Raw genomic sequence first — 24,740 nt, forward strand, 5'->3', positions numbered from 1 at the left:
GGTCGGATGAGGGGGCAACGGCAAAGATATGCGGAGAACTTGCCCCCTCATCCCGCTGCCGCGGACTTCTCCCCGACGGGGAGAAGAAACGAGCGGAACCCGCTCGCCTCACGATAGCCCTGTGAAGCTAGGCAAAAGCCCCCAAATCAGCAGATATCCGTCGCCGAAATCTTGATGCCGAAACCTTCGAGGCCGACGTAATGGCGTTCGCGCGTCGTCAGCAGCTTGATCGAACTGATGCCGAGGTCCTTCAGGATCTGCGCGCCGAGGCCGATTTCCAGCCACTCATTTTCGCGGGAGCGGGCCTGTGCATGCGCCTCGTCCGGATCGCGTGACTTGCGTCGTCCGGCCACCTGGCCGACACCGACGGAGCCTTCGCGCAGATAGACGATGACACCTCTGCCTTCCTCGGCGATCTTCTGCATATAGTGCCGCACCGGCTGGCGGTCGCCGAACACGTCGTCGGCGACATTTTCCGGGTGCAGACGAACGGGAATATCGACACCGTCCCTGATATCGCCGAAAATCACCGCCATATGCTGCATCCGGTCCCAGGGCAGGGAGTAGGTCTGCGCCTTGGCCGGCCCGAAAGGCGTTTCGATGGTGAAGGAAGATTCCATCTCCACCAGCGTTTCCTTGCGCTGGCGATAGGCGATCAGATCGGCGACGGACACCTGCTTCAGCTTGTGTTTTTCCGCAAAGGCGGTGACCTGCGGTCCGCGCGTCACGGTGCCGTCATCATTGACGAGTTCGCAGATGACACCGATGGGCGGCAGGCCCGCAAGCTTGCAGAGATCGACCGCCGCTTCGGTATGGCCGGAGCGCATCAGGACGCCACCTTCACGGGCAATCAGCGGGAAGATGTGGCCCGGCCGGGTAAAATCGGCAGCCCCGACATTGGGATTGGCGAGATTGCGCACGGTTAGCGTCCGGTCATCGGCGGAAATGCCCGTCGTGGTGCCGTGCTTGAAATCGACGCTGACGGTGAAGGCCGTCGTGTGCGCGCTATCATTTTCCGCCACCATGGCGTTGAGGTTCAGCCGCTTGGCTTCTTCGCGCGGCATGGGCGCGCAGACGATGCCGGAGGTGTGGCGCACGATGAAAGCCATCTTTTCCGCCGTGCAATGCACCGCCGAAATGATCAGATCGCCTTCATTCTCTCGGTCGTCATCATCGGTCACGACGACGATTTCGCCTGCTTCGAAAGCGCGAATGGCGTCGACAACGCGTTTTTGGTCATAGGCCATGGCGGTCCCCCTTATTTCAGCCGGCCGGTCTGGCCGCGGTCTCGCAGATAATGGTCGGCAACGGTGCAGGCGATCATCGCTTCGCCGATCGGCACGGCGCGGATGCCGACGCAGGGGTCATGGCGCCCCTTGGTGCGCACATCGACATTATTGCCGTCGGTATCGATGGACAGGCGCTCCGTCAGAATGGAGGAGGTGGGCTTGATGGCAAAGCGCGCGATGACAGGTTCACCGGTCGCGATGCCACCCAGAATGCCGCCGGCATGGTTGGAGAGGAAGATCGGCTTGCCGTCATTGCCCATGCGCATCTCATCGGCATTTTCCTCGCCGGAAAGCTCGGCGGAGGCGAAACCTTCGCCGATCTCCACACCCTTGACGGCGTTGATCGACATCAGGTTTGAGGCGATATCCTGGTCGAGTTTGGCATAAATGGGGGCGCCAATACCGGCCGGAACGCCCTCCGCCACCACTTCGATAACGGCGCCGATGGAGGAGCCGGCCTTGCGGATGCCGTCGAGATAGTCTTCCCACACCGGCACCATGGCTGCATCCGGGCAGAAGAACGGGTTCTGATCGACCTGATCCCAATCCCAGTTGTCGCGGTTGATCCTGTGCTTGCCGATCTGCACCAGCGCGCCGCGCACATTGAGGCTCGGCACCACCTTGCGGGCGATTGCGCCGGCGGCGACACGCGCCGCCGTTTCGCGGGCGGAGGAGCGTCCACCGCCGCGATAATCGCGAATGCCGTATTTCAGGTCATAGGTGAAGTCGGCATGGCCGGGACGGAAACGCTTGGCGATCTCGCCGTAATCCTTGGAACGCTGGTCGGTATTCTCGATCAGCATCGAAATCGGCGTGCCTGTTGTTATCATCGTCTCGCCGTCCTCATCCAGCATCACGCCGGAGAGAACCTTGACGATGTCATCTTCGCGCCGCTGGGTCACGAAGCGGCTCTGGCCGGGTTTGCGCTTGTCCATCCAGTGCTGCACCTCGGCAAGGGTGAAGCGGATGCCGGGCGGGCAGCCATCCACCACGCAGCCAAGTGCCGGCCCATGGCTTTCTCCCCAGGTGGTAACACGGAAAAGATGACCGAAACTGTTATGCGACATAGTTCTCAAAACCGGAAAACAGGGCGCCTGTGGACAGCGCCGTTTGAAACAAGCGGATTTGTCTTAGTGGAAAATCCGGGCAAGGCAAAAGCCTTTCTTTCACGGCAAGCCCGATAAGGAGGTGACGCACCGTCCACGGCGGCGCGGCCGGGGCCAGAACGGCGTGTTTCATCAGCAAATGGATCGTATCGCCTGATTGATTCGCGGGAAGACGAGGTTTTTCCGGGATGACGAAAATGTAAAAGCGCCGTCGTTTTCCACGCTAATCCCGAGTTTTCCAATATTGCCGGGAAATGCAGTGTAAAAATCACTAACGGCTTGAACGCGATCCCAAATCCGTTCATCAATTGGGCCGAAAATGTCATGGTTGCGGGCAATTTCCGCCACATTCGAAAGGCAATTCTTCATGCATGTAAGGTTTTCACGCAAATCCACGAAAGCTAGATCGATGCGTATGATGATTGCCGCCCTTCTGGCCGCCGCCAACCTCCTGATGCCCATCAACAGCTTCGCGCAGAGCGTCGACGTGGAAGGCACGATCAGCAAGATCGATGCCAATGGGCTGAGCATTACGCTCAACGACGGCAAGACCTATCGCGTGCCGGAAGAGTTCAATTTCGAAGGTCTGAAAGCGGGCGTGAAGGTCGTGGTTTTCTACACGGAAGTGGATGGGAAACGAGTGGTCGACGATCTTCAGGTCGTTGAGTAAGACTGCGATCGCGGCTTTGCCTGTGACGGGGCGATTCTTCCCTCTGCCATTACGCTAAAACGCCCGTTGAGAAACGAGCGTTTGCATCCGTTTCTTCTCCCCGCCGGGGAGAAGTCCGCGGCAGCGGGATGAGGGGGCAAGGGTCGTGAGTTACGGCAACGTTGCCCCCTCATCCGACCCTTCGGGCCACCTTCTCCCCGGCGGGGAGAAGAAACGAGAGGCGGCCACTGAGCCAAATATACCAGCGTCTCGAGGGCAATGACGCAGAGGATTACGCTCTGTGATCCCTCACCAAATCCACTCCGCACTATTCCTGTCCATCTCGACTTTCAAAATCCGGTCCTGCGGGATTTGCGTCCGTGAGGCCTCGTCCTTGTCCATGCCTGACACCAACCGGAAGATGGAGCGGATCACGCCGCCATGGCAGACGCATACCGTCGGAACCTCAACGGAGGAAAGCCATGCGCCGATGCGCCAGGAGAGGATTTCATAGCTTTCGGCATCCTGGCCGGGGGGAATGAAATCCCACTTGTTGGCCTTGCGCGCCTTCACCCGGTCCGGGAACTCTTTTTTCAGCTCCGGCAGGGTTTGCCCTTCCCAGTCGCCGAAGGAAACTTCGATCAGGCGGTCGTCGGTGCGATAGGCGAGCGGATCGAGGCCCATCGCCGCGCGCATCAGTTCCATGGTCTCGCGCGTGCGCCCGAGCGGGCTTGCCACATAATCGAAGTCCGTGGCCTGTTCTCCCAGCAGATGCGCGAGGAGTTTGCCGTTGCCGACCGCCTGCTGGCGGCCGAAATCGTTGAGCGGAATGTCTTTCTGGCCCTGAAGCCGGCGTATCGCATTCCAGTCCGTTTGTCCGTGCCGGATCACATAGACGAGCAAGGCGATACCCCGTTTCAAACTTCGCAGGCTTAGTCCTTCACCACCGAGATGTCAGGCGCATCCACGGCCTTCATGCCGATGGTGTGGTAACCGGAATCGACATGGTGGATTTCGCCGGTCACGCCGGTGGAAAGGTCGGACAGCAGGTAGAGCGCCGACTTGCCGACTTCCTCGATGGAAACGGTGCGCTTCAGCGGCGCATTATATTCGTTCCACTTCAGAATATAGCGGAAATCGCCGATGCCGGAAGCCGCAAGCGTCTTGATCGGGCCGGCGGAAACGGCGTTGACGCGGATGCCGCGGTTGCCGAGGTCGACAGCGAGATAACGCACGCTGGCCTCAAGGGCAGCCTTGGCCACGCCCATCACGTTGTAATTCGGCATGACCTTCTCGGCGCCGTAATAGGTCAGCGTGATGATCGAGCCGCCATCATTCATGATCGGTTCCGCGCGCTTGGCGACGGCCGCCAGCGAGAACACGGAAATGTCCATGGTGCGGTTGAAGTTGTCGCGGCTGGTATCGAGGTAACGGCCGGTCAGCTCGTCCTTGTCGGAAAAGGCGATGGCGTGCACGACGAAGTCGATCTTGCCCCAGTGCTTTTCCAGCCCGGCAAAAACCGCATCGATCGTCTCGAGATCGGTCACGTCACAGTGTCCGGCCATGAAGGCGCCAAGTTCCTGCGCCAGCGGCTCGACGCGCTTCTTCAATGCGTCGCCCTGCCAGGTGAGTGCGATTTCCGCGCCTGCGTCTGCGCAAGCCTTGGCAATGCCCCAAGCGATGGAACGATTATTGGCGACACCCATGATGAGGCCGCGTTTGCCAGCCATAAGACCGGATGCCTGAGCCATTTTGTGCTCCCTAATACTTTTGATCGGTCCTGCCTATGGCATAGGCTGCAATCCTGTTCAAGATTGTCAAAGATCATCAACTGTTAGGGAACGTAACAAAGGGTGCGTTGTCCCGGCTATTCGCAAAACTTTCACAAATAAAGGCCTTCGCGCATGTGCCGCATCAGGTCGGTCACCTTCTCATCCGGCTTTTCGAGCAGGACGATGCGCAATTCGATGACGAGATCGCCCTGTCCACCCTTGCCGTCGGCAAGGCCCTTGCCGGCGAGGCGCAGCACACGGTCCGAACCGGACCAGGCCGGAATGGTGATGTTTTCCTCGCCGAGCGGTGTCGCGACTTTCGTTTCACACCCCAGAACCGCGTCGCTGAGCGATATCGGCAGCGTTGTGTGAATATCGAAACCACGAAGGGAAAACGCGTCCTCACGTGCGGTCAGCAATGTCACGGCAAGATCGCCGCGGGCCATGTTGGGAAGCTTCAGCCCCTGTCCCTTCAGCCGCACCACATGCCCGTCCGTCATGCCGGCTTCGAGCTGGAAGCGAACGTCGCGTTCGTCGGCAAGCGGCACGGTAATCCACTTGTGCTCCAGCAGATCGGCGACCGTGACGGTGGCTTCCGCGGTAATATCAGGCGCCTTTTCGGGGGCCGGCTGCGGGGTGCGGAACCGGCGCACGAGAGCATTGAAGAGATTGACGGCAAGTGAGGCGGGCGCGGTCCGGTCATCGCCAGCGCCGGGCGTGGTCTCGCCGGCCGCAGGCATATCGCCTTTTGCGGCGCTCGCGGCAGCCTTTGCCGCTTCCGCAGCCTGCTGCACCTTGGGATCGTTCTGCGCCTCGGCGCCAAAAATCCGCTCGACGATGTCTTCGGCGGTTTCCGCCTTGGCGTCGGTTTTCTGGCCGGTCTGCGCCCGGTTGCGGGCATCGGCGCGGGCCAGTTCCTCCATCAGCTTTTCAGCCGCCTTGGCGCGCTCGGCGGCCTCGCGCGCGGCTTCCCGCTGCTGCATGATGGTTTCGCCGCGCTGTTTCTTCTCGGCCGCCCTGCGGGCCTGATCGTAGAGATCGCGCTTTTTGGGATCCTTGAGAAGATCATACGCCTGGCCGATCTCGGCGAATCGCGCCGAGGCATCGGGATCGTCGCGATTGGCGTCCGGATGGACGGTTTTCGCCTTCGTGCGCCAGGCGGCCTTGATTTCCTCGTGGCGGGCGTCACGTTTTACGCCGAGGATCGAATACGGATCGCGCATGCGAAACACCAGTTTACGTTGGCTCAGGCGCTGCCGCCCTTCATGGCGCAATCCTGAAACTAACCCCTCCGAAAAGGGCTGCCCGCGATCATTCGCCTGCACGCCCTCTGTCTAATCAACGTCGACTGTTGCAATAAGTTGCTAATCACTCCTTTACGGAGGAAGCGCGCCGCACTCAGGCCGGCTCTATTCCCTGTGGAAGGGTAAACAGATTATTTCTGCTCGAAGCGGGTCAGCAGCCATTCGCCGGTTTCCGACAGGCAGGCCTGTCCGGCATAGCTCGCAACACCCTCGAAGGAGTGACGCGTCGTTTTGAAATCGCGGCAGACGAAGCCGCTCGATTTGTCTTCGTGAATGGCGGTGACGACGCCGGCGCTGCCGGTGGCCGCATTGGCCCAGGGCAGCGGCTGGTCGGCGAGCTTGGCGAGATCGGCCGAGGTTACCGCATTGCGGATCGTCGCATCGTCCGTCTGCGGCGCATTGTTCGGCTGGTTGGGGACGGAGGCCGTGGAAAGTGAGCGGTCGACTTTGTCGCCGCCGAACAGATCGAGGCTGACGCAGCCGCTCAGCACCACGAGCATTGACACGACGGCGGAAACTTCCGCTACCGACGAAAGGAGGCCCTTTGTTCGACTGTTCGACTTTGCTATGACGGTCACCATCTTTCACCAGAGATCATCTCTGGGGTCCAAATCAGCTCGGGAGCATTTTAGTCAATATGTCGGAAACGGGGTTAACATCCAGTGACTTCACGGAAGAAAATGAACCGTTCACGCTTTTTGCCGAATGGCTGAAGGACGCAACGGCTTCCGAAATCAACGATCCGAACGCGGTGGCACTTGCCACCGTGGACGAAAATGGCCTGCCGAATGTGCGCATGGTGCTGCTGAAAGGCGTCGATGATCGCGGCTTTGTTTTCTACACGAATTTCGAAAGCCAGAAGGGCCGTGAGATCCTTGGTCAGAAAAAAGCGGCCATGTGTTTCCACTGGAAAAGTCTCCGCCGGCAGGTGCGCCTGCGCGGCGAGGTGGAGATCGTGAGTGATGAGGAGGCGGATGTCTACTACGCCTCGCGCCCGCGCGGCAGCCGCATCGGCGCCTGGGCGTCCAAGCAGTCTCGGCCGCTGGAAGGCCGTTTCGCGCTGGAAAAGGCTGTGGCGGAATATACCGCCAGATATGCCATCGGCGATATTCCGCGCCCGTCCCACTGGTCTGGTTTCCGCATTCGCCCGCTCAGCATCGAATTCTGGCACGACCGCAAGTTCCGCCTGCACGACCGCATCGAATTCCGCCGCGAGACGCCTGATGGTGCATGGTCCAAGGTTCGCATGTATCCGTAACCGCCCTGAGGGCAGGCCATCGCGGCCTGCCTATTTCAGCAGCGAATCAAACAGCGGCAGGCCGATGACGGCGGAAATGGCGATCAGCCCATAGCAGATGCGCCGGAACGATGCTTCGTCGGCAAGCCCGTGCAGCCGCGCCCCGGCATAAAGACCCGCGCCGTAAAAAGGCAATGCCAGCAGGAAAAACACGAAGACATCAACGGTGAACAGGCCGCCGACAAAATAGCTGGCGATGGAAAACACCGTGGAAACCGCGAAATAAAGAATGACATTGGCGCGCACGAAAGCGCCTTTCAGCGCTCCGCCCAGCCAATAGGCGACGACGGGCGGACCGCCCAGTTGTGCAGCCCCCGAAAACAGCCCGGCCAGAAGCCCGGTGAAGAGGGTGAGCGGCGTTTTCGGCCGGCCGCTGTAACGCCAGCCGGACACCAGAAATAAGAGCAGCACCACGACCACGCCGGAGATGAGCCAGCGCAGGGTCAATGGATCACCCTTGGAAAGCAGCAGGGTTCCAACCGGTACGCCAACAAAGGCGCCGGCCGCCATGATGAAGACCTCGCGCCGGTCCGCCATGCGAAAGGCGGGCGGTATCATGCCGAGCGTCAGGACGCCGTCCACCACCAACAGCACCGCCGAGGCGATACGCGGCCCGACGATGGCGCTGGCAAGCGGGATAAAGATGAGCGCCGCCCCAAAGCCGGAAAAACCGCGGGCAAGGCCGGCAAGAAACGCGGCTCCCGCAAACATGGCGAGCAGCGCCGGACTATGCGCGGTGACGAGTGACGACAGGAAGTCGAGGTGGGACATGGGTGATGGCACGTTTGTTCGAATATCTTTTCTCTATCTCGCTTGCATGCGCATGTCCCGGAAATTTCCGTTCATGGCTGCATGACGCACTGACGGGTCGACGCGGTCAGAGAATCATGGTTAGAGTTGTAGTGCGTGAACAAAGGATGAACAAATGTTTTCTGACATGATGCGTCGGTTTGACGAGGCTTCGCAAAAATATGCCGCTGAAAACGGAATATTCCGCGATCCGGACTGGTACATGCTGAAGCTTCAGGAAGAGGTTGGCGAGATGACGCAGGCCTGGAATCGGCTGACAGGACGGGCGCGCGTTAAGGGCAGGAACAAAGAGGAGATGAAGCGGGATCTGGCCGACGAAACCGCCGATCTCCTCGGCCATGTGCTGTTGCTGGCCTATTATAACGGTCTCGATATCGAGGGATCGATCGAGCGTAAGTGGCGTTTCAAGCCGGGAGCCTGACGACCGGCCGAACGGCGGCTTGATCCTTCGGGTATCTCACCGCTTTGATACAGCTAGGAGAAAGCGACGATAAAGAACAGGATCGCAAGAGCCGCAGCCACAGGCGTCATCACCAGCCGCTCCGGGCGGCTTTTCGACATGGCGTTCAATCCAACGCTCACTGCCAGATAACAGGCGATGATCCAGATGCCGGGTTCGATCCAGCCGGATGGCCAGACGTCCACATAGCCCGTCTTTTGCAGCGGAAAGGACGCGAAAAAGGCATAAATGAGTGGAGCCGCCGCGCTGGCAATTCTTTGCCGGACCGGCAATAGCCGGTGCGCGCCGCCCCAGGCAAGGCGACCGAAGGGCGCGCCGGCTGCAAGCGCGATCTGGAATACGCACAGAACCAGCAGTATCAGCGTCGCGAGCGACACGGCAACAGGCGGCATGATCACCCCGGTTATGAATACGCCGACAAAGGCGCTCGACCTATAGCGGCATTCAAGCCGGCATGTGCTTCATCATGACGCCAAATGGCTAAGGACATGTGACGGCCGCCCGCGCTTTCAGCCCGCCCGATTTTCATCTCAATCAGGCCTTTGCCTTTTGCAGAAGGCTTGCCACGGCGTGAAGGTCGCTTGCAACGGCTATGCACTTCTCCCGCATTTCCTCGGTCGGCGGCGCGACATCGGGCACCATGATCGTCAACATGCCCGCCGATGTGGCCGAGCGTACGCCTGAATAGGAATCCTCCAGCGCAAGGCAGCGGCCCGGATCGAGCGAAAGACGCCGGGCTGCGGTCAGATAGGGCATGGGCGCGGGTTTGGGTTCGGTATAGTCGCCGCGTGCGACGATGGTGTCGAAACGTCTGAGAAGATCGTGGGGGCCGAGATGGCGCGTCACCGAATCGTGCCGCGACGAGGTGGCGATGGCGCGGCGGATATCGAGCCGGTCGAGAAGATCGAGAATGTCGATGACGCCCGGTTTCAGCGCCACGCCATCAGCCATCATCACACCGAGGTGCCGGAGCCAGGCGTCGCGGAAGCTGTCGATCGGAAAATCCGCGCCATAATCGGCAAAGATGGTGCCGGTAATGACATCCCACGGGCTGCCGCACACCTTCTGGTAGGTTTCGACCTTCATGCCATGGCCGCCTTCATCCGAGGCCGCCAGAAATGAATCGCGATAAAGCGTCTCGCTCTCGATCAGCAATCCGTCCATGTCGAACACCACGGCGTGCGGAAGAAAGGGCAACATGGCTTAACCGAACCGGAAAGGGCGTTCGCCGAGGCTCTCGAAAGGGCGGATCAGGTAACCATCGGGATCGGCGACGATGAATTGCCGGTTGCCCACTTCGACCGTGCCGCGCCTGTACCATTTTTCCTCCAGCGGCATGACGAGGTCGATTGAGGATCGCTCCAGCCGGAAAAGAATGGGTTGCAGGGAGGGAACGGCGAGCTGCAGGTTCATGCCGCGGCCGAGCGGAAATTCAAGCGCGGCATTATCAGTCACGAATGTCCGGGTTGCGCCGATCTGGTCGATCATCAGCTGGGCATCCCCCAGCGCCAGATAGGTAAAGCCCTCTTCGGGGCGCTCATAGACCACATGAAAACCGATCAGGTCGCAATAAAAGGCGCGGCTTTTCTGCCAGTCGCTGACGGAAAGTTCAGGAACGAGGGCATTTCGTATGATGGTCATGGTCTCCTTTGCCGCGCAGGCCCGGGATGGGAGATGGCCTGCGGCAGGGGCTGATCTTACCGTCTTCCCGGCTGCACGCCAGAGGAAACCTCATCATGGCAGCCATGTGTGAGGCTGCGGGCTGAGATTGTCGCGGCAGGCTCAGCCTCCGGTGTCCCGCAATTTTCCTCCGGTCATTCCTGTGCCCGTCACAGGAACCCAGCCGACCCAAGTTCCCGGGCGTGAGATTTACGCTTTCGTACCGCCGACGGTGATCTGATCCATGCGCAGATGCGGCTGACCGACGCCGACAGGCACCCATTGTCCGGCCTTGCCGCAATTGCCGATGCCGGTGTCGAGTTTGGAATCATTGCCGATCATCGAGACACGCTTCATCGCGTCCGGTCCGTTGCCGATCAGCATTGCACCCTTGACCGGCGCGCCGATCCTGCCGTTCTCGATGAGATAGGCCTCGGTGCAGCCGAACACGAACTTGCCCGAGGTGATGTCCACCTGTCCGCCGCCGAAGGAAACGGCATAGATACCCTTTTTGACCGAGGCGATGATCTCTTCCGGCGTCTTGTCGCCTGATAGCATGTAGGTATTGGTCATGCGCGGCATCGGCACATAGGCATAACCCTGCCGGCGGCCGTTGCCGGTGGGCGTCGCACCCATCAGCCGGGCGTTCTGCCGGTCCTGCATGTAGCCGACCAGCCTGCCGTTCTCGATCAGCACATTATATCCCGATGGCGTGCCCTCGTCGTCGATCGTCAGCGAGCCGCGGCGGCTGTCGATGGTGCCGTCATCCACCACGGTCACGCCGGGCGCGGCGACCATTTCGCCCATCAGGCCGGCAAAGGCCGAGGTCTTCTTGCGGTTGAAGTCGCCTTCGAGGCCATGGCCCACCGCCTCGTGCAGCATCACGCCCGGCCAGCCGGAGCCAAGCACCACATCCATTGTGCCGGCCGGCGCATCGATGGCGGTGAGATTGACGAGCGCCTGACGCAGCGCCTCATCCGCGCCGCGCTGCCAGTTTTCCGTGGTGATGAAATCGCCAAAGCCGACGCGGCCGCCAATGCCGTAGGAGCCGCTTTCCTGCCGGTCGCCTTCACCCGCAACGACGGAGATGTTGATGCGCGTCATCGGCCTGATATCGCTGACGCGATGACCATCGGCGCGCAGGATGTCCACCACCTGCCAGCTCGCGGAAATGGTCGCCGTCACCTGCCGGACATTCGGGTCCTTGTCGCGCAGATAGGCGTCGATATCGGTGAGAAGTTTCACCTTCTCCTCGAAACTCGGGCTGCCGATCGGGTTCTCGTCGCCATAGAGCTTTTTGTTGGTGCGCTGCGGTGCTGCGGCGTAGGAGCCGGAATAACCTCTTGTCACCGCATCCACCGCATCCGACGCGCGCTTCAGTGCGCTTTGAGAAAGCTCGCCCGCATGGGCATAACCCACCGTTTCGCCGGCAACGGCGCGCAGGCCGAAACCCTGATCGGTATTGAAGGAGCCGCCCTTCAGCCGGCCATTGTCGAAGGTCAGCGATTCGGCCTGGGCATGTTCGATGAAGAGTTCGCCATCGTCAGCGCCGGCGAGCGCCTCGCCGACGAGCTTGCGCAATTGCGTTTCGTCGCAATCGAAGAGTTTTACAAGATCGTCGGTCATGGGAGGCTCCAGTCATTATCGTTCATGACCGATTTAGGCACTGGAGCCGGCGGACGCAAGGCTGTCGCGTAATGGCAGGCGTCAGGGAAGCGCGTCGTAGCCCTCGGCAAAGCCGGAAAGCTCGATCGGAATACCCACGCGATCCTGATCAACGGCTTCGCGCAGCGCAAAAACCGCATTCTTGCCGGCGCGCAGAACCTTCAGCAGCTCATCATCAATATCCACTTCCACATAGCAGCCTTCGGAGAAGCAGCGGGTGAAATAGGCGCGGCCGATATTATTATTGTCGATATAAAGCTCCATGCCATCCTTCAAAAGCACGCCGAGCGGCGCGAGGATGCGCAGGATGCGCGACTTGCGGTCGGCGGTCTTCAGCACCACCACCGAAAGGCCGACTTCCGGGCGGTCATCGGCAATCACGTTTTGCATGAGGGCGCATTGTTCTTCGGATGCACCCGCCGGCTTGTCGCAGATGACAGACCATGCGCCATGCGTCGACTTCGGCGTGCCGGGCGGCTGCTGTTGCGCCAGCGCTGCGGCAGCGGGGGCGATGATGGCAAGACCGGCGGCGGCAAGAAAAGTGCGCGCGAGCGGGGAAAGACGCATGGATACCTCTGGGATTCGAATCAGTGCGGCTATTTTGACGCCATAATCCGGAAAAAAAAGCCTCAGGGCTTCAATTCCAGCGGAGTTGGGCGGAAATAGGACCTGACCGCCTGTATGGGCGTCTGATTTGCCCGGCACGTCATTCGTTATCCGGCGGTCAACCGGCTGGGAGACGGGGCTTTGTCGCATTTGGGCTGTTCGAAATCGCGTTCGGCGGGGCAGCTCAGACACAGGGTGCGGGAAAGTCGCCCATGGATTGATCAATGGCAAAATTGGGGCGCATCCGTGTCCCGACGCATATTGCGGCAGAGGACAAACTGTGGTTTGAAGTTAGTACCATTAGCATGGATTCTGCGTCTGTGATTGATCTAGATCAGACGCGTGAGGGAGAGGGTACCGTGAGGAATAGGATTTACGCAGCACTGGCGGGGATGACCTGTCTGCTCACGGCTGTCGGCGCCCACGCCGATCAGCCGGTGCATTGGCAAATGGGCATGCAGGAGGCCGCCACGCCGATCATGCACGAAATACGCTGGTTCGAACAATATACGCTCTGGTTCATTGTTCCGGTTACGCTTTTCGTTCTTGCGCTGCTCATCATCGTTGCCTTGAAATTCCGCGCCGCGAAAAATCCGGTGGCTTCCAAGACCAGCCATAATACGGCGATCGAGGTTGTCTGGACGCTGGCGCCGGTTCTCATTCTCCTGTTCCTCGCTTTCCCCTCGTTCAATCTTCTGAACGCGCAGCTGACCCAGCCGGAAAACCCGGACCTGACGCTGAAGGCGACCGCCACGCAATGGCTGTGGAGCTATGAATATGCCGCCGCAGAGGGCGCCGAGCCGCTCTCCTTCGACAGCTATCTGCTGAAAGAGCAGGATCGCGCTGCTGCGGGCAAGGAGGACAAGGCCCGCTATCCGCGTCTTCTTGCGGTAGACAATGAAATGGTCGTTCCTGTCGGCAAGACCGTTCGCCTTCTGGTGACGGCGGCTCCGACGGATGTCATCCACGCCTTCGCCATGCCCGCTTTCGGCGTCAAGATCGACGCCGTTCCGGGCCGCCTCAACGAAACATGGTTCAAGCCGGAGAAGGAAGGCCTCTATTATGGCCAATGTTCCGAGCTTTGCGGCAAGGACCACGCCTTCATGCCGATCGCCATTCGGGTGGTTTCCGAACAGCAGTACAACGCCTGGCACGCCGCCGCCGCTTCAGACCTGAACGGCGCGAACCGGGCGCTGATGGCCTCCGTCGACGGCGCTCCGCGCACCGTTGACGTTGCCGCCAACGAAGCCAACTGAGACCTGGAGTGACGACAATGGCTGGACCTTCCGCACACGACGATCATCACTCGCATGGTCAATCCGCACATGACGATCATTCGCATGATGCGCATCATTCCCATACGCCGGGCTTTTTCGCCCGCTGGTTCCTGTCCACCAACCATAAGGACATCGGCACGCTCTACCTGATCTTCGCCATCATGGCGGGCATCATCGGCGGCGGTCTGTCGGTCGTCATGCGCATGGAACTGCAGGAGCCGGGCATCCAGATCTTCCACGGTCTGGCCTCCATGGTTTACGGCTTCGAGGGCGACGCTGCCATCGACGGCGGCAAGCACATGTTCAACGTGTTCACGACAGCGCACGCGCTCATCATGATCTTCTTCATGGTCATGCCGGCGATGATCGGCGGTTTCGCCAACTGGATGATCCCGATCATGATCGGCGCTCCTGACATGGCTTTCCCGCGCCTCAACAATATTTCCTTCTGGCTGATCGTCCCGGCCTTCATCCTGCTGCTCCTGTCGCTCTTCGTCGAAGGTCCGGCGGGTGCTTACGGCGTCGGCGGCGGCTGGACCATGTATCCGCCGCTATCGACCAGCGGCATGCCCGGACCGGCGGTGGATCTTGCGATCTTCTCGCTGCACGTTGCCGGCGCATCCTCGATCCTCGGCGCGATCAACTTCATCACCACCATCCTGAACATGCGCGCTCCGGGCATGACGCTGCACAAGATGCCGCTGTTTGCCTGGTCGGTTCTGGTCACCGCATTCCTGCTGCTGCTTTCCCTGCCGGTTCTGGCGGGCGGCATCACCATGCTTCTGACCGATCGCAACTTCGGCACGGCATTCTTCTCGCCGGAAGGCGGCGGTGATCCGATCCTCTACCAGCACCTGTTCTGGTTCTTCGGTCACCCGGAAGTGTACATCCTGATCCTGCCCGGCTTCGGCATCATCAGCCACATCGTGTCCACCTTCTCCAAGAAGCCAGTCTTCGGTTACCTCGGCATGGCTTACGCCATGGTCGCCATCGGCGCCGTCGGCTTCATCGTCTGGGCCCACCACATGTATACGGTCGGCCTGTCGCTCGAAGCGCAGCGTTATTTCGTCTTCGCCACCATGGTCATCGCGGTGCCGACGGGTATCAAGATCTTCTCGTGGATCGCGACCATGTGGGGCGGTTCGCTGACCTTCTCGACCCCGATGGTCTGGGCGATCGGCTTCATCTTCCTGTTCACCGTCGGTGGCGTCACCGGCGTGCAGCTCGCCAATGCCGGTCTCGACCGTTCGCTGCACGACACCTATTACGTCGTCGCCCACTTCCACTACGTGCTGTCGCTCGGTGCGGTCTTCGCGATTTTCGCCGGCTGGTATTACTGGTTCCCGAAGATCACCGGCTACATGTACAGCGAGTTCATCGGCAAGCTGCATTTCTGGGTCATGTTCGTCGGCGTGAACCTGATCTTCTTCCCGCAGCACTTCCTTGGTCTCGCCGGCATGCCGCGCCGCTACATCGATTATCCCGATGCCTATGCCGGCTGGAACATGGTGTCTTCCTACGGTTCCTATATCTCGGCCGTCGCCGTGGGTATCTTCCTCTTCGGCGTCTGGGAAGCCTTCGCCAAGAAGCGGATCGCCGGCAACAATCCCTGGGGTGAGGGTGCGACCACGCTCGAATGGCAGCTGTCTTCGCCGCCGCCTTACCACCAGTGGGAACAGCTGCCGCGCATTCGCTGATGCGCGGCCGGAAGGCGCGGGCAGGGCTCGCGAATTCCGGACGCTCAGAACAAGGAACGGTGCGGCCTTGGCCAGCGCCGTTTCCTTGAGGCGGAAATGCCCGTTGCCGCGTGACATTTTGTCCAAGCGAAGCATATCGTCCGACATGATACATGCCCCGGACATGATAAATGCCAAGTCTGGCCTTTATGTATGAGCAGCGCAGACGAATGGCGGGATGGGCGCGGTCACAGGCCGGGCAAATGAATGGTATCGGTTCTTCCGGATGCCGCCCATTCCGGAACGTTCGGACCAATGAATTGACGCATCGCGCATGCCGGAAATCACATTCGTTTTTCGGGCCGGTGCAGGGGGTGTCGCGACAGGCGGCGCCTGAAGGAAAACAGGACAGGAAATGAGCATTATCGACAATCGCGACATGCTGGGCGTGAAGGGCTCCGAACTTTCGGAAGCCGGCGCGCGCGATTATTTCGAATTGCTGAAGCCGCGCGTCATGTCGCTCGTCGTCTTCACGGCCTTTGCCGGCCTCGTGCTGGCGCCGGGCGAAATCAACCCGGTGCTCGGTATCATCGCCATTCTCTGCATCGCCGTCGGCGCCGGCGCGTCCGGCGCGCTCAACATGTGGTACGATGCCGATATCGACGCCGTGATGAGCCGCACCGCCAAGCGGCCGATCCCGTCGGGCCGTATCGCGCCGCGCGAGGCCTTGGCATTCGGGTTGACGCTGTCGGCCTTCTCCGTCGTCATTCTCGGTCTTGCGGTCAACTGGTTCTCGGCCGGCCTGCTCGCCTTCACCATCTTCTTTTACGCCGTCGTCTATACGATGTGGCTGAAGCGCTCGACGCCGCAGAACATCGTCATCGGCGGCGCCGCCGGCGCTTTCCCGCCCATGCTCGGCTGGGCCTGCGTCACCGGCGGCGTTTCGCTTGACAGCATCATCCTGTTCCTCATCATCTTCCTGTGGACCCCGGCGCATTTCTGGGCGCTGGCGCTCTTCAAGATGCGGGATTACGGCGCTGTCGGCATTCCGATGATGCCGAATGTGGCTGGCGAACGCTCCACCAAGAACCAGATGATCGTTTACGCGGTACTGACGGCTGCGGCGGCCGTTGCGCCTTATTTCACCGGTCTGGCGAGCGCCGGTTACGGTATTTTCGCAGCGGTGCTGAGCGCAATCTTCGTATACTGTTCGCTCGATGTCCGGCGCATGCCTGAGGGCGACGAGAAAATGCTGCCGGCCAAGAAGATGTTCGCCTATTCGGTGCTTTATCTTTTCGCCATCTTCTCCGGCCTTCTGGCCGATCATTTCGCGCCGGCCCTCAAGGCCGTCATGTCGGGAGTCCTGTGATGGAAACGGTGGAACTGAGCGCAGCTCAGAAAAAATCGAGACGCGGGCGCAATATTGCGCTCGGTGTTTTGCTCGCCGGCCTTGTGGTGCTGTTCTACGTCATCACCATCATCAAGATCGGCTCGCACTGACGGGCTGATTGAGGGGAGAGGAGGAGGAGATGGCAAATATGGAAACGCAGGCGGCAGCGACCGGCAGGCAGAAGGTGAGCAATCGCTCCATTCTCGTGCTCTGTCTGGTGTTTTTCTGCGCCATGATCGGCATGGCCTATGCCGCCGTGCCGCTCTACACCCTGTTCTGCCGCGTCACCGGCTATAACGGCACGACCCAGCGCGTCGAGCAATATTCCGACGTCATTCTCGACAAGACCATCAACGTCACCTTCGACGCGAATACGTCGAACGGCCTCAACTGGGATTTCCAGCCGGTCGACAGGAAGGTCACGCCGAAGATCGGCGAAACGGTGCAGGTGACTTTCAAGGCGACGAACCGTTCACCCGTGGCGACCACGGGCACGGCGGTCTTCAACGTCACGCCGATGGAGGCCGGGGCCTATTTCAACAAGGTGGAGTGTTTCTGCTTCACCGAAACGACGCTGCAGCCGGGTGAAACGCTGGAAATGCCAGTGGTATTTTTCGTCGATCCTGACATCGCCACGGCGCGTGAGACCAAGAGCATTCATACGTTAACGCTGTCCTATACGTTTTATCCGGCCAAAACCGAAAAACCGGTTGCGTCCTTGCCGGTAAAAACTGAATCTGGCGAAAGCAAATTGTGAGAGGAGATCTGGCCTTTTGCTTAAGGCCGGATCAGGGAAGAGATACCAGGGGATTGTCGCAATGGCAGATACGCATCAGAAGAACCACGATTACCACATCATCGATCCAAGCCCCTGGCCGCTTCTGGCCTCGATCGGCGCCTTCATCCTGACATTTGGCGGCGTCTGCTACATGCGTTACCTGTCGGGCGGCTCCTTCAAGCTGTTCGGCGCGGAACTCGCCAATCCCTGGCTGTTCTATATCGGTCTCGTCATCGTGCTCTACACCATGTATGCGTGGTGGGCGGATACGATCAAGGAAGCCAATGAGGGCAGCCATACCCGCGTCGTTTCGCTTCACCTGCGCTACGGCATGATCATGTTCATCGCCTCCGAGGTGATGTTCTTCGTGGCCTGGTTCTGGGCCTATTTCGACGCCAGCCTCTTCCCGCACGAAGCCATTCAGGCGTCCCGCCTCGAATATACCGGCGGGCAATGGCCGCCAAAGGGTATCGAGGTCATCGATCCCTGGCATCTGCCGCTTTACAACACCGTCATCCTGCTTCTGTCGGGCACCTGCGTCACCTGGGCCCACCATTCCCTGCTGCACAATGACCGCAAGGGCCTGATCACTGGTCTGGTGCTGACAGTCGCACTCGGCATCCTGTTCTCCACCGTGCAGGTTTACGAATACATGCACGCGCCGTTCGACTTCAAGAATTCGATCTATGGCGCGACCTTCTTCATGGCCACCGGTTTCCACGGTTTCCACGTCTTCGTCGGCACGGTCTTCCTGCTTGTCTGCCTGTTCCGCGCCATTGCCGGCGGTTTCACACCCAAGCAGCATTTCGGTTTCGAAGCCGCTGCCTGGTACTGGCATTTCGTTGACGTCGTCTGGCTGTTCCTGTTCTTCGCCATCTATATCTGGGGCGGCTGGGGTGCGCCGGTGCACGGCTGATTGCACCGATAATGGCGGGGCGGCAATCGCCGCCCTGATGTCCAGGCGAGCTTCCCGCACGCCCGGCGCCATTCTTGGGCTCGACCCGAGAATCCAGATCGGTGGTGTGCAAATCCTCGGGTCACGCCCGGGGATGACGGAGGAGGGAGCCTCCGTCGACACTTCACGGGCGGCGGTTGCTGCCCTCGTGCCTGAACCCCTCTCCAGCAGGGCGGTTTGCAGGCGGAAGCGGGAGGTCATATGTCCGAATCCGGAAACGGCAATTTTGCGCCGGTCGATCCCATCAAGGTCGGGCTTAAAGGCTGCTGCCCGCGTTGCGGCAACGGCAGGCTGTTCGATGGTTTTCTGACCATAAAGCCCGCCTGCAGCGCCTGCGGGCTGGACTACGGTTTTGCCGATGCGGGTGATGGCCCGGCCGTTTTCGTCATGCTGATCGTGGGTTTTCTGGTCGTCGGGCTGGCGCTCTGGGTCGATCAGCGTTTTGCGCCGCCCGTCTGGGTGCATGTCATGCTGTGGTTGCCGTTTACGGTAATTGTCTCCCTGGTGCTGCTGCGCAAGCTGAAAGGGATCATGATTGCGCTGCAATATAGGAACAATGCAAGCGAAGGCAGGCTTGATCGTGAATGACGTTTCCCACATGAAGGCGGCGGAAAGGCGCGTCTGGTTTGCCGCACCGCTGGTGCTGCTGGCGCTTGCCATTCTTCTCGGGCTCGGAACCTGGCAGGTGAAGCGGCTCTATTGGAAAGAGGCGCTGATGGCCGATATCGAGGAGCGCCGCAGCGCAAATCCGGTGACGCTTGCCGATATCGAGGCGATAGCAAAAAGCGGCGGCGATATCGAATATCGCAAGGTCAACCTTTCCGGCACCTTCGATCATGCCCATGAGCGGCATTTCTTCGCCACCCATCAGGGCCGAACCGGTTATTATATCTATACGCCGCTGACGCTTGCGGACGGCCGCATTCTCTTCGTCAATCGCGGCTTCGTGCCTTTCGAGATGAAAGAGCCTGCGAAAAGGCCCGACGGGCAGGTAACGGGCGAGGTGACTATAACAGGGCTGGCGCGCGCGCCGCTCGTTGCAAAGCCATCGTCGCTGCTGCCTGATAATGATATCGCCAGGAATATCTTCTACTGGAAAGATCTGGCGGCCATGGCTTCCAGCGCCGAAATTCCGTCCGAGCGGTTGGTCAATCTCTTCGTGGATGCCGATGCCGCGCCTAATCCGGGTGGCTGGCCTGAGGGCGGCGTAACACTGATAGATTTGCCCAACAATCACCTGCAATATGCGATAACGTGGTATGGCTTGGCGGCGGCCCTTGTCATCGTCGCCGGTTTTGCCTATTTCCGGAACGGCAAGGCGCAGGGTGAATAAAGCGCGCCGCGTCCGGTAGGGCAGTTGATCGGGCAAGACCACGGTGCCGGCCAAGGAGCTGGCCAAGGAGCTGGAATGAACATCGCCGTTTCCAAACCCCCTTTGACGATAAGGCTGTGCGGACCGCGCGGCTTTTGCGCGGGCGTGGACCGGGCGATCCAGATCGTCGTGCTGGCGCTGAAAGCCTATGGCGCGCCCGTCTATGTCCGGCACGAAATCGTGCATAACCGTTATGTGGTGGAGGGGCTGGAGGCCAAGGGTGCGGTTTTCGTCGAGGAGTTGCATGAAATTCCTGCCGAGCATCGCGAGCAGCCCGTGGTCTTCTCGGCCCACGGCGTGCCGAAGTCAGTGCCTGAGGATGCGCAGGCGCGTAACCTGTTTTATCTCGATGCCACTTGCCCGCTCGTCTCCAAGGTCCACAAGCAGGCCATGCGCCACCAGCGGCTCGGCCGCCATGTGGTGCTGATCGGCCATGCCGGCCATCCTGAGGTCATCGGCACCATGGGCCAGCTTCCCGAAGGTACTGTCTCGCTGATCGAGACGGTGGAGGATGCCGGCCGTTACGAACCGCTGGACCATGAAAATCTCGGCTTCGTCACCCAGACCACATTGTCGGTTGATGACACCGCCGGTGTCATCGCGAAGCTGCAGGAACGTTTCCCGGCCATTCAGGCGCCCGCCGCCGACAGCATCTGTTACGCAACCACCAATCGTCAGGATGCGGTGAAGCAGGCGGCCCCCGGCTGCGACCTCTTCATTGTCGTCGGTGCACCCAATTCCTCCAATTCCAAGCGGCTGGTGGAAGTGGCGCTGCGCGCCGGCGCCAAGCGCTCGGTGCTGGTGCAGCGTGCCTCGGAAATCGACTGGGATGAAATTGGCGATATCAGCACCGTCGGCCTTTCGGCCGGTGCTTCCGCACCTGAGGTTATCGTCGACGAGATCATCGAGGCCTTCAAGGCGCGTTTCGACACGACGCTTGATCTTGCCGTAACGGTTGAGGAAACGGAGCATTTCCTCGTCAATCGCGAGCTGCGCAGCATTGAGCTGACGACCGATGACATGGCCTTCGTCAACGGCAATGCCAGCAATGCGCTGCCGCCGAAAACCGCCGCCGGCATTTAAGGCCGGACGATGCTGGCTGTGGGCGTTTTCCGTCCCACAGGCGTCATTCATCGAGATTTCCATTCCATCCTTCACCAAGAGATTTGAAATTGGCAGTTTATACTGATATCAGCGAAGATGATCTGAGGAATTTCCTCACGCAGTACGACGTCGGCAGTCTCACCTCCTATAAGGGCATTGCCGAGGGCGTCGAAAACTCCAATTTCCTGCTGCATACCACCAAGGATCCGCTGATCCTGACGCTTTATGAAAAGCGCGTGGAGAAAAACGATCTGCCCTTCTTCCTGGGCCTCATGCAGCATCTGGCCGCCAAGGGCCTGTCCTGCCCCTTGCCGCTGCCGCGCAGGGATGGCGAATTGCTGGGAGAATTGTCGGGCCGGCCGGCGGCGCTGATTTCCTTCCTTGAAGGCATGTGGCTGAGAAAGCCGGAGGCGAAACATTGCCGGGAAGTCGGCAAGGCGCTCGCCGCCATGCATCTGGCCGGTGAAGGCTTCGAGATCAAGCGTCCGAATGCGCTCTCCGTCGAAGGCTGGAAGGTGCTTTGGGACAAGTCCGAAGCGCGCGCCGACGAGGTGGAGAAGGGCCTGAAAGACGAGATTCGCCCCGAGATCGATTATCTCGCCGCCCATTGGCCGAAAGATCTGCCGGCCGGCGTCATCCATGCCGATCTGTTTCAGGACAATGTGTTTTTCCTCGGCGACGAACTGTCCGGCCTGATCGACTTTTATTTCGCCTGCAATGACCTGCTCGCTTATGACGTGTCGATCTGCCTCAATGCCTGGTGCTTCGAGAAGGATGGCGCTTACAACGTCACCAAGGGCAAGGCGCTGCTGGAAGGCTATCAGTCGGTGCGTCCGCTGAGTGAAGCGGAACTGGACGCGCTGCCGCTTCTGGCGCGCGGTTCGGCGCTGCGTTTCTTCCTGACGCGGCTTTACGACTGGCTGACGACGCCCGAGGGCGCGCTGGTGGTGAAGAAGGACCCGCTGGAATATCTGCGCAAACTGCGGTTCCACCGTTCCATTGCCAATGTCGCCGAATACGGGCTGGCGGGCGAATGAAACATGTCGATATTTTCACCGATGGCGCCTGCTCCGGCAATCCCGGTCCGGGCGGCTGGGGCGCCGTGCTGCGTTACGGCGAGGTGGAGAAGGAACTCTGCGGCGGCGAGGCCGAGACCACCAATAACCGCATGGAATTGATGGCGGCGATTTCGGCGCTCAATGCGCTGAAGAGCCCCTGCGAGGTCGATCTTTATACCGACAGCGCCTATGTCAAGGACGGCATTACCAAATGGATTTTCGGCTGGAAAAAGAAAGGCTGGAAGACAGCCGATAACAAGCCGGTCAAGAATGTCGAGCTATGGCAGGCGCTGGAAGCGGCGCAGCAACGCCACAAGGTCACCCTGCACTGGGTCAAGGGCCATGCGGGCCATCCTGAAAACGAACGCGCCGATGAACTGGCGCGAAAGGGCATGGAGCCCTTCAAACGGCGGTAATGGAAGCCTGCTCTATTTTGGGTCGGCGAAAAATGGAGCCGACTTGATCTCGGGCCCCATTATACGGGGTTGTGAAAACCGAAACCCGACCTATCTTGTCGTCAAGGGGTGCTCCGGTGGTGCCCAACGGAGGAGAGAAATCCGGATGATCCTGCATTGTGTATTTTTACGCTTCAAGGCCGCAACGGCGTCTTCTGAAAAACAGGCAATATTCGAGGCGATCGCTGCCCTGAAGGATGTCATCCCCGGCATCATCGATGTGAAATATGGTCAGAATGTCTCGCCCGAAGGGCTGAATGGCGGTTTTGTCGATGGTTTCATCGTGACGCTGGAAAGCCCGGAGGCTCGCGACGACTATCTCGCCCATCCGCAGCATATGGAAGTGGGGGAGCGTCTCGTGTCGCTCACCGATGGCGGTCTCGCCGGGCTTCTGGTGTTTGATATGAATGTTTGAGAGAGCGGCTTCTCGTCGCTCTCTTCCGTCATGCTCGGGCTTATCCCGAGCATCTGCAACGTGTCGATTGAATTGGACGTGATTAGATCCTCGGCACAGGGCCGAGGATGACGTCTTATCTAGGGCCAAGAGGCCTTCTTCTTAATGTCAAAGCTGCTCGATCATCGCCGCAGCGGCAGAGACCGTTGCCTGGCCGGGGTTCTCTTCAACGTTGAGCGACTTCACCACGCCGTCTTCCACCAGCATCGAATAACGCTTGGAGCGCACGCCAAGGCCGCCGCCGGACAGGTCGGCATCGAGGCCGAGCGCCTTGGTGAAGGACGCATCCCAGTCGGCGAGGAAGTGAATTTTGCCCTGACCGCCTGATGATTGCGCCCATGCGCCCATGACGTGCCAGTCATTGACGGCGACGACGGCGATATCGTCCACGCCCTTGGAAAGAATGGCGTCGCGGTTTTCGAGATAGCCCGGCAGATGGTTCAGCGAGCAGGTGGGGGTGAAAGCGCCGGGAACGGCGAAGAGAACCACCTTCTTGCCACCGAAGAGCGCGTCCGTGGTGGTTTCCACCGGGCCGTCGGCCGTCTTTTCCTTGAAGGTTGCGGAAGGCAGTTTTTCGCCGATCTTGATGGTCATGTCCGTGCTCCTGTAGCCGTTCGGTTCGCGCGACTATAGAGCACGGAAATGAAATCTGTCATGCGGTTTTCGAGTTAAATTCCGACGCAAAAACGCCGCTCACGGCTTCGGGAAATTCAGCACGGTCTCCATGGCCCGGTCGCCTGACTTGACCAGAATGGGCCAGCTGTTGCCCGGCACCTGATAGGTTTTCGGCAGGCCCTTGATGTTCATGTAGAAGGAGAGCTTGCGCTTGTCGCGCACCAGGTTCTGCGGCTCGTAATAGGCAAAACCGGAGGGACCGGCGATGAATATTTCGGTCTCCTTCGGCGCGTTTTCCGGAAGCTGCAACTGCACGCCGAGCATGGTCTTGTCGGGCGTGATGTGGAAATCGATCACCTTGAAGTCGTCGGACGCCGCCTCGGGCAGCGTTTCGCGCGCCTCTTCGAGAAGGCGGCGTTCCTCGCTGTCATCATCACCCGCATTGCCGCGGTCGATGGAGAACTTCGCCTCGAAGGGAATGCAGATATTCTGGCACACGCCGATGAAGGCGGTGAGGTCTATCTTCCCGCTCGCTGCCGGGTCGGCGGCTTTCAGCTGAAAGGGAAGGCTGACGGCGTGGTCATAGCCTATATCGGTGATGTCGCCGTTTTCGATCAGCTTCGGAACCGGATAAGCCATGGTGGTGAGGGTGACGCCGCTTGCCGGGTCGGGTGTGATCTGCGGCGGTATGCCTGCTTCGCCCGGTTCGCGCCAATAGGTAATCCAGCCGTCCTTCGGCTCGATCTGCAGCACGCCGCGCACCACGCCGTCCGCATCCATGGCAAGGCTTGCCACGCGCATCAGGCCGCCCTCGCTTCTGGCCCAGTCGGTAATTTCGGCCTGGGCGGCTTGCACGCCGCCAAGGAGGGCGGCAAATGCGGCCGCGAGACGAAGATGTGAAAATCGAAAGAATATCCTGACGCTCATGCTTCCCGTCTAACCCAACATCGCCCGACGGACCAGTTACGAATTCGTGCGGTTCATCATTT

At 60.1% G+C, this 24,740-nt stretch carries 30 protein-coding genes; 15 read left to right on the plus strand and 15 right to left on the minus strand.

The features are described 5' to 3' along the window. Window positions 1-146: 146 nt before the first annotated feature. Genes ribB through WDZ78_RS10980 form a run of 3 tightly spaced genes read right to left on the minus strand, consistent with a single transcriptional unit; the run spans window position 147 to window position 2,721 of the window. Complete coding sequence (gene ribB, locus WDZ78_RS10970) at window positions 147-1,247, minus strand: 3,4-dihydroxy-2-butanone-4-phosphate synthase (protein ID WP_425673031.1); 1,101 nt, start codon at window positions 1,245-1,247, stop codon at window positions 147-149. Between the two features lie 11 nt (window positions 1,248-1,258). Next, window positions 1,259-2,356, minus strand: coding sequence for a chorismate synthase (gene aroC / locus WDZ78_RS10975; RefSeq protein WP_425673033.1), 1,098 nt, complete (start codon window positions 2,354-2,356; stop codon window positions 1,259-1,261). Between the two features lie 5 nt (window positions 2,357-2,361). After that, complete coding sequence (locus WDZ78_RS10980; protein WP_425673034.1) at window positions 2,362-2,721, minus strand: hypothetical protein; 360 nt, start codon at window positions 2,719-2,721, stop codon at window positions 2,362-2,364. An 83-nt stretch (window positions 2,722-2,804) separates the two neighbouring features. Between WDZ78_RS10980 and WDZ78_RS10985 the strand changes: the two genes are divergently transcribed. Beyond that, window positions 2,805-3,065, plus strand: a complete 261-nt coding sequence (locus WDZ78_RS10985) for a DUF1344 domain-containing protein (RefSeq protein WP_425673035.1) — start codon at window positions 2,805-2,807, stop codon at window positions 3,063-3,065. 288 nt (window positions 3,066-3,353) lie between these two features. Here WDZ78_RS10985 and WDZ78_RS10990 read toward each other — a convergent pair whose 3' ends face one another. The 4 genes from WDZ78_RS10990 to WDZ78_RS11005 form a co-directional block, all read right to left on the minus strand. Continuing rightward, window positions 3,354-3,947, minus strand: a complete 594-nt coding sequence (locus tag WDZ78_RS10990; protein ID WP_425673036.1) for a histidine phosphatase family protein — start codon at window positions 3,945-3,947, stop codon at window positions 3,354-3,356. A 29-nt stretch (window positions 3,948-3,976) separates the two neighbouring features. Then, window positions 3,977-4,795, minus strand: coding sequence for an enoyl-ACP reductase FabI (gene fabI, locus WDZ78_RS10995; protein ID WP_003509163.1), 819 nt, complete (start codon window positions 4,793-4,795; stop codon window positions 3,977-3,979). Between the two features lie 131 nt (window positions 4,796-4,926). Beyond that, window positions 4,927-6,039, minus strand: coding sequence for a DnaJ C-terminal domain-containing protein (locus WDZ78_RS11000; protein WP_425673037.1), 1,113 nt, complete (start codon window positions 6,037-6,039; stop codon window positions 4,927-4,929). A 212-nt stretch (window positions 6,040-6,251) separates the two neighbouring features. Further along, entirely contained in the window at window positions 6,252-6,701 is a 450-nt protein-coding gene (locus WDZ78_RS11005; protein WP_026363698.1) for an RT0821/Lpp0805 family surface protein, read from the minus strand. Between the two features lie 56 nt (window positions 6,702-6,757). Here WDZ78_RS11005 and pdxH point away from each other — a divergent pair, with 56 nt between their 5' ends. Beyond that, window positions 6,758-7,378, plus strand: coding sequence for a pyridoxamine 5'-phosphate oxidase (gene pdxH, locus WDZ78_RS11010; RefSeq protein WP_020010602.1), 621 nt, complete (start codon window positions 6,758-6,760; stop codon window positions 7,376-7,378). 30 nt (window positions 7,379-7,408) lie between these two features. Here pdxH and WDZ78_RS11015 read toward each other — a convergent pair whose 3' ends face one another. Further along, on the minus strand, window positions 7,409-8,188 hold the full coding sequence (locus WDZ78_RS11015; RefSeq protein WP_425673038.1) for a TSUP family transporter: 780 nt from the start codon (window positions 8,186-8,188) through the stop codon (window positions 7,409-7,411). Between the two features lie 154 nt (window positions 8,189-8,342). On the opposite strand from WDZ78_RS11015, the gene WDZ78_RS11020 reads away from it, so the two are divergent. Next, window positions 8,343-8,648, plus strand: a complete 306-nt coding sequence (locus tag WDZ78_RS11020; protein ID WP_020010604.1) for a MazG nucleotide pyrophosphohydrolase domain-containing protein — start codon at window positions 8,343-8,345, stop codon at window positions 8,646-8,648. 53 nt (window positions 8,649-8,701) lie between these two features. Here the strand turns inward: WDZ78_RS11020 and WDZ78_RS11025 are convergent, their stop codons facing one another. The 5 genes from WDZ78_RS11025 to WDZ78_RS11045 form a co-directional block, all read right to left on the minus strand. Further along, a complete protein-coding gene (locus WDZ78_RS11025; protein WP_020010605.1) occupies window positions 8,702-9,079 on the minus strand; it encodes a hypothetical protein in 378 nt (125 codons plus the stop codon). Window positions 9,080-9,221: 142 nt separating this feature from the next. Continuing rightward, on the minus strand, window positions 9,222-9,887 hold the full coding sequence (locus tag WDZ78_RS11030) for an HAD family hydrolase (protein ID WP_425673039.1): 666 nt from the start codon (window positions 9,885-9,887) through the stop codon (window positions 9,222-9,224). A gap of 3 nt (window positions 9,888-9,890) precedes the next feature. Then, window positions 9,891-10,328, minus strand: a complete 438-nt coding sequence (locus WDZ78_RS11035; protein WP_020010607.1) for a bleomycin resistance protein — start codon at window positions 10,326-10,328, stop codon at window positions 9,891-9,893. A gap of 228 nt (window positions 10,329-10,556) precedes the next feature. Then, window positions 10,557-11,972 carry a metalloprotease TldD gene (gene tldD, locus WDZ78_RS11040; protein WP_425673040.1) on the minus strand — a complete coding sequence of 472 codons (1,416 nt, stop codon included), beginning with the start codon at window positions 11,970-11,972 and terminating at the stop codon, window positions 10,557-10,559. Window positions 11,973-12,053: 81 nt separating this feature from the next. Beyond that, window positions 12,054-12,578 carry an invasion associated locus B family protein gene (locus WDZ78_RS11045; protein WP_003521101.1) on the minus strand — a complete coding sequence of 175 codons (525 nt, stop codon included), beginning with the start codon at window positions 12,576-12,578 and terminating at the stop codon, window positions 12,054-12,056. A 431-nt stretch (window positions 12,579-13,009) separates the two neighbouring features. Here WDZ78_RS11045 and coxB point away from each other — a divergent pair, with 431 nt between their 5' ends. The 12 genes from coxB to WDZ78_RS11105 all read left to right on the plus strand — a co-directional run bounded on the left by coxB (window position 13,010) and on the right by WDZ78_RS11105 (window position 23,097). Next, complete coding sequence (gene coxB, locus WDZ78_RS11050; RefSeq protein WP_003509143.1) at window positions 13,010-13,873, plus strand: cytochrome c oxidase subunit II; 864 nt, start codon at window positions 13,010-13,012, stop codon at window positions 13,871-13,873. Window positions 13,874-13,890: 17 nt separating this feature from the next. Beyond that, a complete protein-coding gene (ctaD, locus tag WDZ78_RS11055; protein WP_425673041.1) occupies window positions 13,891-15,591 on the plus strand; it encodes a cytochrome c oxidase subunit I in 1,701 nt (566 codons plus the stop codon). Between the two features lie 394 nt (window positions 15,592-15,985). After that, complete coding sequence (locus tag WDZ78_RS11060) at window positions 15,986-16,939, plus strand: heme o synthase (RefSeq protein WP_026363699.1); 954 nt, start codon at window positions 15,986-15,988, stop codon at window positions 16,937-16,939. Beyond that, the gene (locus WDZ78_RS11065; protein WP_003509137.1) at window positions 16,939-17,070 is read left to right on the plus strand and encodes a hypothetical protein; all 132 of its coding nucleotides are present in this window, start codon (window positions 16,939-16,941) and stop codon (window positions 17,068-17,070) included. The genes WDZ78_RS11060 and WDZ78_RS11065 overlap by 1 nt, the downstream gene beginning before the upstream one ends. Before the next feature lie 29 nt (window positions 17,071-17,099). After that, complete coding sequence (locus WDZ78_RS11070) at window positions 17,100-17,717, plus strand: cytochrome c oxidase assembly protein (RefSeq protein ID WP_020010612.1); 618 nt, start codon at window positions 17,100-17,102, stop codon at window positions 17,715-17,717. A 61-nt stretch (window positions 17,718-17,778) separates the two neighbouring features. Beyond that, the gene (locus tag WDZ78_RS11075; protein ID WP_003509131.1) at window positions 17,779-18,654 is read left to right on the plus strand and encodes a cytochrome c oxidase subunit 3; all 876 of its coding nucleotides are present in this window, start codon (window positions 17,779-17,781) and stop codon (window positions 18,652-18,654) included. Window positions 18,655-18,894: 240 nt separating this feature from the next. Next, on the plus strand, window positions 18,895-19,281 hold the full coding sequence (locus WDZ78_RS11080; RefSeq protein WP_425673043.1) for a DUF983 domain-containing protein: 387 nt from the start codon (window positions 18,895-18,897) through the stop codon (window positions 19,279-19,281). A gap of 10 nt (window positions 19,282-19,291) precedes the next feature. Next, window positions 19,292-20,026 (plus strand): SURF1 family protein, encoded by a 735-nt coding sequence (locus tag WDZ78_RS11085; protein WP_425673276.1) that lies wholly within the window; start codon window positions 19,292-19,294, stop codon window positions 20,024-20,026. A 75-nt stretch (window positions 20,027-20,101) separates the two neighbouring features. After that, the gene (ispH, locus tag WDZ78_RS11090) at window positions 20,102-21,148 is read left to right on the plus strand and encodes a 4-hydroxy-3-methylbut-2-enyl diphosphate reductase (RefSeq protein WP_425673044.1); all 1,047 of its coding nucleotides are present in this window, start codon (window positions 20,102-20,104) and stop codon (window positions 21,146-21,148) included. Window positions 21,149-21,237: 89 nt separating this feature from the next. Beyond that, a complete protein-coding gene (locus tag WDZ78_RS11095; RefSeq protein WP_425673046.1) occupies window positions 21,238-22,206 on the plus strand; it encodes a homoserine kinase in 969 nt (322 codons plus the stop codon). Beyond that, the gene (gene rnhA, locus WDZ78_RS11100) at window positions 22,203-22,643 is read left to right on the plus strand and encodes a ribonuclease HI (protein ID WP_020010617.1); all 441 of its coding nucleotides are present in this window, start codon (window positions 22,203-22,205) and stop codon (window positions 22,641-22,643) included. Before WDZ78_RS11095 ends, rnhA begins: the two co-directional genes overlap by 4 nt. 145 nt (window positions 22,644-22,788) lie before the next feature. After that, window positions 22,789-23,097: a Dabb family protein gene (locus WDZ78_RS11105; RefSeq protein ID WP_003494265.1), complete on the plus strand. Its 309-nt coding sequence runs from the start codon at window positions 22,789-22,791 to the stop codon at window positions 23,095-23,097. Window positions 23,098-23,244: 147 nt separating this feature from the next. Here WDZ78_RS11105 and WDZ78_RS11110 read toward each other — a convergent pair whose 3' ends face one another. Together WDZ78_RS11110 and WDZ78_RS11115 are read right to left on the minus strand one after the other, a co-directional pair. After that, the gene (locus tag WDZ78_RS11110; protein ID WP_003509120.1) at window positions 23,245-23,730 is read right to left on the minus strand and encodes a peroxiredoxin; all 486 of its coding nucleotides are present in this window, start codon (window positions 23,728-23,730) and stop codon (window positions 23,245-23,247) included. A gap of 99 nt (window positions 23,731-23,829) precedes the next feature. Then, window positions 23,830-24,678, minus strand: coding sequence for a protein-disulfide reductase DsbD domain-containing protein (locus tag WDZ78_RS11115; protein WP_425673047.1), 849 nt, complete (start codon window positions 24,676-24,678; stop codon window positions 23,830-23,832). Window positions 24,679-24,740: the final 62 nt, after the last annotated feature.

The organism is Agrobacterium sp. M50-1 (assembly GCF_049843495.1).
Lineage (GTDB): Bacteria > Pseudomonadota > Alphaproteobacteria > Rhizobiales > Rhizobiaceae > Agrobacterium > Agrobacterium radiobacter.